The 9,200-nt window shown below is 36.6% G+C and carries 7 protein-coding genes and 16 tRNA genes; all 23 read right to left on the bottom strand.

The window, feature by feature from the left end:
• Window positions 1–1,196 precede the first annotated feature (1,196 nt).
• A complete protein-coding gene (locus N4A42_RS01500) occupies window positions 1,197–1,682 on the bottom strand; it encodes a ribonuclease H-like YkuK family protein (RefSeq protein WP_294068857.1) in 486 nt (161 codons plus the stop codon).
• Between the two features lie 35 nt (window positions 1,683–1,717).
• Window positions 1,718–1,790 (bottom strand) — tRNA-Phe (locus N4A42_RS01495).
• An 84-nt stretch (window positions 1,791–1,874) separates the two neighbouring features.
• Window positions 1,875–1,947: transfer RNA gene (locus N4A42_RS01490), tRNA-Ile, on the bottom strand.
• A gap of 6 nt (window positions 1,948–1,953) precedes the next feature.
• Window positions 1,954–2,024: transfer RNA gene (locus N4A42_RS01485), tRNA-Gln, on the bottom strand.
• Window positions 2,025–2,030: 6 nt separating this feature from the next.
• Window positions 2,031–2,102: transfer RNA gene (locus tag N4A42_RS01480), tRNA-Arg, on the bottom strand.
• Window positions 2,103–2,107: 5 nt separating this feature from the next.
• A tRNA-Leu gene (locus N4A42_RS01475) sits at window positions 2,108–2,181 on the bottom strand.
• Window positions 2,182–2,250: 69 nt separating this feature from the next.
• Window positions 2,251–2,324 (bottom strand) — tRNA-Leu (locus N4A42_RS01470).
• 4 nt (window positions 2,325–2,328) lie between these two features.
• Window positions 2,329–2,454: transfer RNA gene (locus N4A42_RS01465), tRNA-Met, on the bottom strand.
• 5 nt (window positions 2,455–2,459) lie between these two features.
• A tRNA-Glu gene (locus N4A42_RS01460) sits at window positions 2,460–2,532 on the bottom strand.
• Between the two features lie 7 nt (window positions 2,533–2,539).
• A tRNA-Asp gene (locus tag N4A42_RS01455) sits at window positions 2,540–2,611 on the bottom strand.
• Window positions 2,612–2,829: 218 nt separating this feature from the next.
• Window positions 2,830–2,901, bottom strand: a tRNA-Gly gene (locus N4A42_RS01450).
• A gap of 6 nt (window positions 2,902–2,907) precedes the next feature.
• Window positions 2,908–2,990: transfer RNA gene (locus N4A42_RS01445), tRNA-Tyr, on the bottom strand.
• Between the two features lie 96 nt (window positions 2,991–3,086).
• Window positions 3,087–3,159: transfer RNA gene (locus tag N4A42_RS01440), tRNA-Cys, on the bottom strand.
• Window positions 3,160–3,164: 5 nt separating this feature from the next.
• A tRNA-Asn gene (locus tag N4A42_RS01435) sits at window positions 3,165–3,236 on the bottom strand.
• A 181-nt stretch (window positions 3,237–3,417) separates the two neighbouring features.
• Window positions 3,418–3,489: transfer RNA gene (locus N4A42_RS01430), tRNA-Pro, on the bottom strand.
• A gap of 5 nt (window positions 3,490–3,494) precedes the next feature.
• Window positions 3,495–3,582: transfer RNA gene (locus tag N4A42_RS01425), tRNA-Ser, on the bottom strand.
• A 6-nt stretch (window positions 3,583–3,588) separates the two neighbouring features.
• Window positions 3,589–3,662: transfer RNA gene (locus N4A42_RS01420), tRNA-Lys, on the bottom strand.
• A gap of 963 nt (window positions 3,663–4,625) precedes the next feature.
• Window positions 4,626–5,147 (bottom strand): 3'-5' exoribonuclease, encoded by a 522-nt coding sequence (locus N4A42_RS01415; protein WP_294068855.1) that lies wholly within the window; start codon window positions 5,145–5,147, stop codon window positions 4,626–4,628.
• Window positions 5,148–5,166: 19 nt separating this feature from the next.
• The gene (locus N4A42_RS01410; protein WP_294068853.1) at window positions 5,167–5,718 is read right to left on the bottom strand and encodes a metallophosphoesterase; all 552 of its coding nucleotides are present in this window, start codon (window positions 5,716–5,718) and stop codon (window positions 5,167–5,169) included.
• Between the two features lie 72 nt (window positions 5,719–5,790).
• Window positions 5,791–6,324, bottom strand: a complete 534-nt coding sequence (locus tag N4A42_RS01405; protein WP_294068851.1) for a hypothetical protein — start codon at window positions 6,322–6,324, stop codon at window positions 5,791–5,793.
• On the bottom strand, window positions 6,324–7,016 hold the full coding sequence (gene prfH / locus N4A42_RS01400) for a peptide chain release factor H (protein ID WP_294068849.1): 693 nt from the start codon (window positions 7,014–7,016) through the stop codon (window positions 6,324–6,326). The genes N4A42_RS01405 and prfH overlap by 1 nt, the downstream gene beginning before the upstream one ends.
• Window positions 7,017–7,019: 3 nt before the next feature.
• A complete protein-coding gene (locus N4A42_RS01395) occupies window positions 7,020–7,574 on the bottom strand; it encodes a hypothetical protein (protein WP_294068847.1) in 555 nt (184 codons plus the stop codon).
• 24 nt (window positions 7,575–7,598) lie between these two features.
• Window positions 7,599–8,990, bottom strand: coding sequence for an RtcB family protein (locus N4A42_RS01390; RefSeq protein ID WP_294068845.1), 1,392 nt, complete (start codon window positions 8,988–8,990; stop codon window positions 7,599–7,601).
• Window positions 8,991–9,200 lie beyond the last annotated feature (210 nt).

The following is a 9,200-nucleotide window of genomic DNA, read 5'->3' as shown; positions in this document are numbered from 1 at the left end:
CAGCTCTTCCCTTTAAGCTAAAGAGGTAATTAATATTTTAAAAAGCGTTCTGAGAATACCTTCGCTTTAGGATAAGCTTTCTTAGGATTATAGCCGTAGCCCTTCCCTAATTTTCCACGTGCTTCTCATTGCTTAGAGAATTACGTACTTATCCGATGCCTAATTACGTTACAACTGTTCAGCGACTTAGACTTGGCCTGCATAGTGGTTTTATACCACGCTTTGCAGTTACAAGGGTTGGCTCCCTCACCATTCATAGGCGTCCTCTCTCTGAGGCGGCCTACTAGAATGTTCACTACACAGTAAAGGTTTGCGGCCTTTACCGTCCCATATATTGCAATGGGTTTAGGCAACTACTAGCTGCTGTAACGTTCGAAGTCTTTTGCGTTTATGTTCTCTATATGGAAAATATAGTGCGTTTACCAATTTCGCCACCGTGATGTTTCACGGGTAGGATTCGAACCTACAAAAGTTTTGACCTAGGAAAAGGGCTTCGAAAATGGCTTCGTAGATTTTGGCCTACAATATACCAACCTTTTCCTTGCATGCCTCCCAGCACACGGTATGTGAAGTCACCGAATAATTTCTTATCGGGTCACTTTAGTACTGCAATACGCTCCGCAAGGTTGGATGACCTATACGTAACCTATTACTACAACTTTTCCTGTTGATGTCTCCATCTCAAGCCTAATTACTGTCGGCTATAAGCCCTTATCTACGTCAGCGGTTGCCCCTTGTAAATAATAACTTATGTGAGTTGCTTGCTTACCTGTACTGCTCTCGCGAGAAAACAGTCTCCATTTACAGTGCCTGTAAACAGATTTATCCTTGTTACCAAGTTTATCTAAGGACGATAAGCCGCCCCATCAATCACTAATCCAAGATTAATGTCTGATGATTTTTTTATAACAATGAAATTCAGTTTTTTGAATTTCTTGTGATGTCAATGAACGTTTTGTTTTAAAACTCTGTCAGCTTCTGTGTCTGGCAGAGCGCTACTTTAAAGTCTGATTCCAAAAGACTTTTTATTAATTACTCTGCAAATGTTTTGCGGTATTGCGCAATGTTTTTGCGCAGTAAAAAAATTTAATTTTTCCACCATTTCTTCACTTTTAGATTTCCACCAGGTTCTAGGCTACTTAGAACCCAGTAGAATCCCTTAAAAAGAATAGGAACCTATTCTAGAGCGAAGTATGTTATACCATCTTATCTGCACAAGACGAACTTGCAAAAGCATAAGGTTTTGCTTTAAATACAAATCCCATTCCTAGGATATAACCCATAGCATCTTTAAGCGCTACATTAGATTGAAATTTAGGATCTGTATTAATATCTGCGTGTACCTCAAGTTCTACATTGTAGGCTTCAAGAATATTACAGATCGCATATGCAACTTCAACAGACATAGTTACTTCTTTTAGCATACGCTCTTTAATCCCAATCTTTGTGCTTCCTTTGAGGTTTCGGATAAACATAAAACCACCCTTACCTTCACGGATTACCACTACTACAGTTGCATAGGCAATATGATCTTGATAAGCTTGCGAATCGGAACCTACGCAAATCTTTAAACGATGCCCATCCTTTTGCTCTCTTATGATAGCCTCTTTTACAAGTTGGGTAATCGGTTCGTCAAATACCTTACCACTCATAGTTCTCCACTTTTGTTGTGTGAGTTTCATGATTTCCTTCTTTTTTTAGTTAAACAATTAATTAGTGGAACAGACTCGAATCGAACGAGTACCTTTGGTATTTCAAACCAACGTGCAGACCTTCTACACCACTATTCCTTTGGGTATCTATCAAGATTCGAACTTGATCCTGAAGAGTCACAATCTTCCATGCAAGCCATTACACTATAAATACCATTTTTGTTGTGATAGAAAGAGTTGAACTTTCATCTACTCACGTATCAGGCGAGCGCTTTACCAATTAAGCTATATCACAATGTTGTTAACTCGACAGGATTCGAACCTGTACCTGAAGATTCAAAGTCTTCAATGCTGCCGTTACACCACAAGTTATTGTTGTAGGTTTAATAGGATTCGAACCCATACCACAAGGGTCGAAACCTTGCATGCTACCCATTACACCATAAACCTATTTGTACTTCGCCTTGGATTCGAACCAAGAAATCACAGCGCTTAAAACTGATGCCTTTTCCAGTTTGGCCAGCGAAGCATTAGTACAGGAAGAGAGACTCCCTTCGACTGCGCTCAGGATAAACTTCTCATCTCTCTCCTTACTTCGTACAGGAAGAGAGGCTCGAACTCTCAAAACCTTGTTTCTAAGACAAGAGCGTATACCTATTCCGCCATTCCTGCATAGTTGAGATATTAGGATTAGTTCGTTACATATCTATTTTTATAAATAGGTACTCATGAATGCTACGCATTTCGAACCTAAACAATCCGCCTTATGAGAGCGGTGCTCTACCAGTTAAGCTATATCTCAATTTGTACTCTATAAGGGAATCGAACCCTTGTCTTCCGATAGAAAGTCGGATGCACTAAACCACTATGCTAATAGAGCTTCTTTGCGGTTCATACGAGAATCGAACTCGTATCTCCCGAGAGACAGTCGGGAAGGATAGCCATTACCCCAATGAACCAATATTGTATATCTACCAAGAGTCGAACTTGGACTTAAAGGGTAGAAACCTTTTGTGCTTTCCGTTACACCATAGATATATTTTGCACGCTTATAAGGACTCGAACCTTAACCTTAAGTTTTGGAAATGCATAGCATTCACGAACTCCTTATTGTAAATTATTAGCATGTGAGCTAAACTCAAATGCTACCAATTACACTATAAGCGTGTTTTATCTGAGCATCTATCGAGACTCGAACTCGAAACTATAGATTGGAAATCTACTATGTTGCCAATTACACCATAGATGCTTATTGTGGAAGCAGTAGGACTCGAACCTACATGCCCTTACGAGACCAGATTTACAGTCTGGCGAGCCAACCAATTGCTCAATACTTCCAAATTTTGAGACAAGGATGAGATTGCTTCGCTTTCTCATCTAGCCACAAATTGGATGTTCACATTTTTAAGTTTACTTAAAATGTTTCCATCATTGAGACAAGGATGAGATTCGAACTCATAGATGTTGGTTTTGCAGACCAATGCTTTAACCATTCAGCCACCTTGTCTTTTGCGATACCGATAGGATTCGAACCTATAACCTGTCGATTAACAGCCGACTGCTCTGCCATTGAGCTACGATATCTTTTGTGGAGCATGCAGAGACTTGCACTCTGTTCTGTGGTATGCAACACCACCGTTTTAGCTTGTTAAACTACATCCCCTTTTTATTGCGGAGAGTAAGAGAATCGAACTCTTACTGCCATTAAGCAGACTTACTTAGCAGGTAAGCACAACAAACCAATATTTGTCTACTCTCCAAATTGTCTAAGAGACAGGATTCGAACCTGCAACCTCTCGCTTCCAAAGCGAGTAAACAGCCATTGTTATTCTCCTAGTTTTCCGGAAGGAGTGGGAGTCGAACCCACACGAGTCGTTAACTCCGAGCACTTTTCAAGAGTGTGGCCACCTCCAAATTGGCTTGTCCTTCCGTTGTGTTGACGCAGTGAGAGTCGAACTCACATCACCTCGATTAAAAGTCGAGTGCTTTAGCCAATTAAGCTACGCGTCACTATTTTTTTTATTTCAATGAACCGATGAACATTTTTAATCATTTTCAACTTGCTAAAAAATTGCTGTTTTCAGCTCTCTCTTCATCTTTTTTTTCTTCCGTATCGCTGCTATGAAATTCAAAAAAGATTTCAATAGAACTAAAAACTTCTAATTTTCGCTTAACCTCAAAATGTTTAAATATGTTCAATAAAAAAAGCGCCTCGTTTTACGGAAGGCGCTTTCTTTATATCTATGAATACGTAACTATGTATCCATAACCTTCCTAGTATATATTGTAAATCTTTCATCATTCCCTGCTGCAACCATGTATTTCGGCGAGCTTAGGCAGAGACGTATTTGAATGGTATGTTGTAAATAGTTTGTCATTTGTTTTTTAATTATTTCGACGGTGCAAATATGAAACGCATTTTTGAATTATGCAAGAAAAATTTTAATTTAATTTACTGATAGTCAGATGGTTAAGTTAAATTTAGGTAATAGAATTCCAGTCCGTATGTCTACGGATTCTTAACATATTTACAATAGCCTGTCTCTCAATTGTTTCACTGTTTATTTAGTTTCTATGTTATCGTTTTATAGCTTCAAAATATTTTCAATTTTTTTTGTATTTAGATCCTGATTTTCATCAGGATTAGTTCAACTTACACTTTTGAATGCGTCAAAAGACGTTTCAAAATTGAGTTTTACTCAAAAAAAAGCGCCCAACTTTTAGGTTGGACGCTTCATATTATCGTTTTAATAGTATTTAAATCATATTCAACACTTAAAATTAGACACAAAACGCCCTGTAATGGTACTCAGTAAAATGACTGCCCATCTATAATCGCCACATTCATTAAAGCGTGACATCGGTTGTTTATGTATCTGTTTTGTATTCATTTTGTGCTGTAAATATATGTTTTTTATTTATGTAGCAAATATAATTACGTTGAAACGTAATCTTTTTGCGTAGTAAACTACTTTATTTTAAACTAATTTTTAGATCCATCTCATTTTTCATAAGCAATAGAACTTCTGCATTACCCATTGCATCATCAACAGGATTATGAGTATGCGAGGTTTTTCTTAAGTGCTTCCATTTTGCAAACGCATCTTTTTGTAACCCACAAAAAAGATCGGATAATCTCCTTGAGGAAAATCCAAAAGGATTTTCTCCAATGAAATGATGAAAATACCAGCATATAAACATCCAGTCAAATCCATTATTATCACTAATAAATATTGGTCTGCCTTTAGAATTCAAATTTATCCAATCTTTAAATTCTTGCATTACTTTTTCTGGTTCAGAAAAAGTCATCGTTTCTTCTCTAGTATGTCCAGAGACATTTAATGCTTCTGGAATCCATTTTTCGGATATAGGTTTTAATTTCCCATAAAAAGATCTATCTAAATTCTGATCTACAATAACAGCTCCAAAAGAAACCATTGAAAAATCTCCTGGGATTGGTCCATCGGACTCTATATCTACCATTATATAACTCATTGTATTCTGTTTTTATTTATTATTTAAATGGTGGTTCCCATGTTTTTTGGCTCATAATGGCTTTGACTTCTTCATAAGTAATTGGGTAAAAGTCGTGACAATCGACTCCAACATCAAAACTATTACTGTTAGGGTCATCTGGTAAGCTACCAAGGGAATGGCCGTATAAATGCCATGTGCCTCTAAAGCTAGAGCGCCAAACTCGCATTGCATAATGTAAGAGAATGATCTTTTGCTTACCATTTGGTGCATCTGCATCATTGACATTGAGCTCAAAGTAATCTTTTATCCATTCGAATCGGTTAGGATTTGCCAAAGCTGCTCCTTCGTGATTACCTCGAATGAGGAAAATTTCACCGTTTAATTGGTTGAGAATATCTCGCATGCGCTCTGCCTTGCATAGACCGAAATCACCTAAATGATAAACTTTATCATGTTTATTGACGCGACTATTCCAACGTTTGATGAGTTCTTCGTCCATGTCTTCAACCGTTTCGAACGGTCGATTGGTGAACTTTATAATATTGTTATGACCAAAGTGATGATCTGACGTAAAGTATATGTTATTCATGTTTTCTTTATGTTTTTAGATTCCTGCCAGAGTTTATCTTGAGCGATAGTCGAAAGGCAGGAATGGCAATTATTAATTTTTCTTTTTTGACTTCTCTTTATCTTTCGCTTTCTTTTTAGAAGTCTTCTTTTTTGGCATTTTATCTTTAATACGTGACTTCGCACTATCAATATCGCTCATAAAACTTCCATTATAGGTATGACGCTTGACTAACTTAAGTTGTAATAAAGCATCTTTGTAACAAACTTGCTGTTCAAAGAGGATAGCTTTTTTGTAATATAAAACTGCTTTATCCGAACCCTTTACCGTCAAAGCAAAATCGATAAAACGCTCTGCTTCTCCATAATCCTCATTCCATAATAAGAGATTTATGTAGTGTGGATATATATGAAAAGCATTGACGTTTTCTGCAAGTGCTTCTGCATAGATAGCTTTAGCCTTTTCATAATCGTATAAAGTTTCCGCATAAATACGTCCCATTAAACACAAAGCCATTGTGTTTTTTTCATCATAAGATAAGGCATAGTTTAAAGCTTCTATGGCTTCTTCTAAGTCGTATGGGTAAGCGTCTAATGCCTTAAATATATAATTATTTACTAGTGTCATTATTCTAATTGTTTACGTAAATCGGCTTTTAACTGATTTCGTTTTGATTTATAGGTTTTTTCTTTTTTTTGAACTTTAAAATCGTTGCCTTTAAAGATTTTAACAGGATTACCACGTTGTAACTGTAAATGATTTTCCCACTGATGTTTCACGCTACCTTTCAAAGCTTGTAGCTGTAATTCAGCAACCTTTTCTTGCAAACGTTGTTTGGCAATTTTTTTATTTTGATGCTGTGATCGACTGTCCATCACCAATACTTGAATATTACTTGGTTTATGAACAGCTCTAATGGCTGAACTTACTTTGTTGACATGTTGCCCTCCTGGTCCAGAACTTCTGGTGGCTTGATAGATAATATCCTTTTCATCAATTTGAAATGTTTGATTATTTTCAACTTCATAGAAGCCAATAAACCAGTTTTTTCTTTTGTGATATACTCTTGATTTTGATTTGCCAATCCACTGAATAGTCCCTTTCCAAGGTTTTAAAAACACATCTAAAGCATTGCCTTCAATCTTTAGTGTCACCGACTGTAAGGTTCGGTTTTCTAATCCTTGTTCTTTATTAAGAATAGTGTAGGCAATACCTTCACCTTTTAAAGCTTTAATAAATAGTTTTAAAACCTGTGCCACAACCCAGCAACATTCTGCTGGGCCACGACCTGAGGTTATTTGTATAATTTTTGTTTCCATGTGTTATACTTTTTCTAAAGGATTTTTAGATAATAATACATGTCCAACAGGATTTTTGCCTTTAGCAATGAGTTGTATCGCTGCTTTTACCGCCCAACATTTATCACTAGAATGAATATTAGAGTAGTAACTTAACAAGGTTTTAGGTTCAACTAATGTCCAGCTGTTTACCGTTATCGTTTCTACTGTAGCTGACTCAAAAAAATCTATAGTGACTCTTATTTGTTTCCCTGAGTTTAACCAGTCGATTTTTTCGTAGCGTCTAAAGTTTTCATTACTCGGCATATGGTCGTAACGTGTCCATATTTTTTTAAAGCCTTCTTGTTGTAATGTTATCATCACTTTTGCCACATCTTTTGGATGTACAAAAATGTCTATGTACTTATGATCATGAGCGTGTTTGTATTCTGTATGGTCTTCTGGTGACATAAAATGCCAAGCCCAACCGCCAGAAATAATTACCCATGTTTTTAATTTATTTAATATGTCCAAGCCATGTTCTATTCTATAGATTGGCCATTGTTCTCCGTATCGTTTGATGTTATGATTTGCTCCCATGATATTTTATTTTTTAGCAAAATTCTACTTAGCCATTCTCACAATTTTTGGTGTAAATTTCCCTACGATTTCTACCAATTCTTGTTGGCTCTTCATGACGGTCTCGATGTTTTTGTAAGCCATTGGAGCTTCATCAATACCACCTCCAATTAAAGAGACATCATGCTTTTGTAATTCTTTTTTTATAGCACTTTGTGTTAATGTCATCTTACATTGACGACGCGATAATACACGTCCTGCTCCGTGAGATGCTGACTGCAAACTTTCTGTATTACCTAAGCCTCTTACCACAAATCCTGGTGCTGTCATTGATCCTGGAATAATACCTAACTCTCCTTTTTTAGCAGGTGTGGCTCCTTTGCGATGTACAATACATTCTTCACCATTGACATCTTGTTTCCAAGCGAAATTGTGATGATTATCAATCTTTGCAATTGGTTTTTCACCCAAGAGTTTTGCAATGCGTTTGTGAATATCATCATGGCACGCTTTCGCATAATCTCCAGCTAAATTCATAGCTAACCAATACTCTTGTCCATCATGCGTGTTTAAATCTAACCACGCTAAATGCTGCACATGCTTTGGCAAAGGACACTGCTTTGTTGCTAGATACGTATAGTGTTTTGCTATGTTTGCGCCCAATCCACGTGAGCCGCTATGTGATAATACACCTAAGTAATCTCCTAATGGTAAATTCCACTCATTGTTGATGTCTAAAATGCTAATGACTCCGAATTCAACAAAATGATTGCCTCCACCAGAGGTGCCTAATTGCTTATAGGCTTTATCTTTTAAGCGTTTTACCATAGGAATGTTTTTAAACTCATCACGACTAAAAATCTCATGGTCGTGTTTGGTTTTATGTGTTTCGTACATTCCAAACTTGGTATGCTCTGACAAGATGTTTTCCAGTTGATGCTTTTTACCTTTTAAGTAAGATGCTTTTACAGGATAAATGGTTAAACACATTCTACAGCCTATATCTACACCAACACCATATGGAATCACCGCATCTTTTGTTGCTAGTACACCACCAATCGGTAAACCATAACCTACATGTGCATCTGGCATTAAGGCTCCTGCAACAGCTATAGGCAGTTTTAAAGCATCATATAATTGGTACTTCGCCTGATCATCAATCTCGTTTTCTCCATAAATTTGAAATGGTGCGCGATGTGAATTTAACTTTTGTTTTACCACATTCACTGGGTCTAGCAGACTCTCTGCTATTTTACCCCAAACACCATCTCCTTTATAGACTTCAGGATTTAGTAATACTTTTTTTGCTTCAGTTAATATTTTCTCTTTTTTTACGCGTTTTTGATAGCGATTAATCTGACCTAAAGTCACATTAATGCTGTTATTTTTTGGAAAGCCTAATTTTATTAGATCTTTTCCGCTTAGTTTCTTTCCCATGATTTGAGATATTAGTTACCTGTCTTCAAGCTGCAATAATTGATGACAATGATTTGATTTGATGGATTCGAATCTTTTTAACTTTAACCTACTTTAAAAAAAGGCATACAAAAAAGTCCGAAACTTTTTGGGCTTCGGACTCTTTGTATGATAAAAATAGATGTCTATTTATCTGGAAAGATGTCACGAAGCGTGTATGCTAAAGAACCT

This window comes from Winogradskyella sp., from assembly GCF_025210595.1.
In the GTDB taxonomy this organism is placed as follows: domain Bacteria; phylum Bacteroidota; class Bacteroidia; order Flavobacteriales; family Flavobacteriaceae; genus Winogradskyella.
The sequence above is the reverse complement of the archived record's forward strand: the minus strand, read 5'-3'. Positions and strand labels throughout refer to the sequence as shown.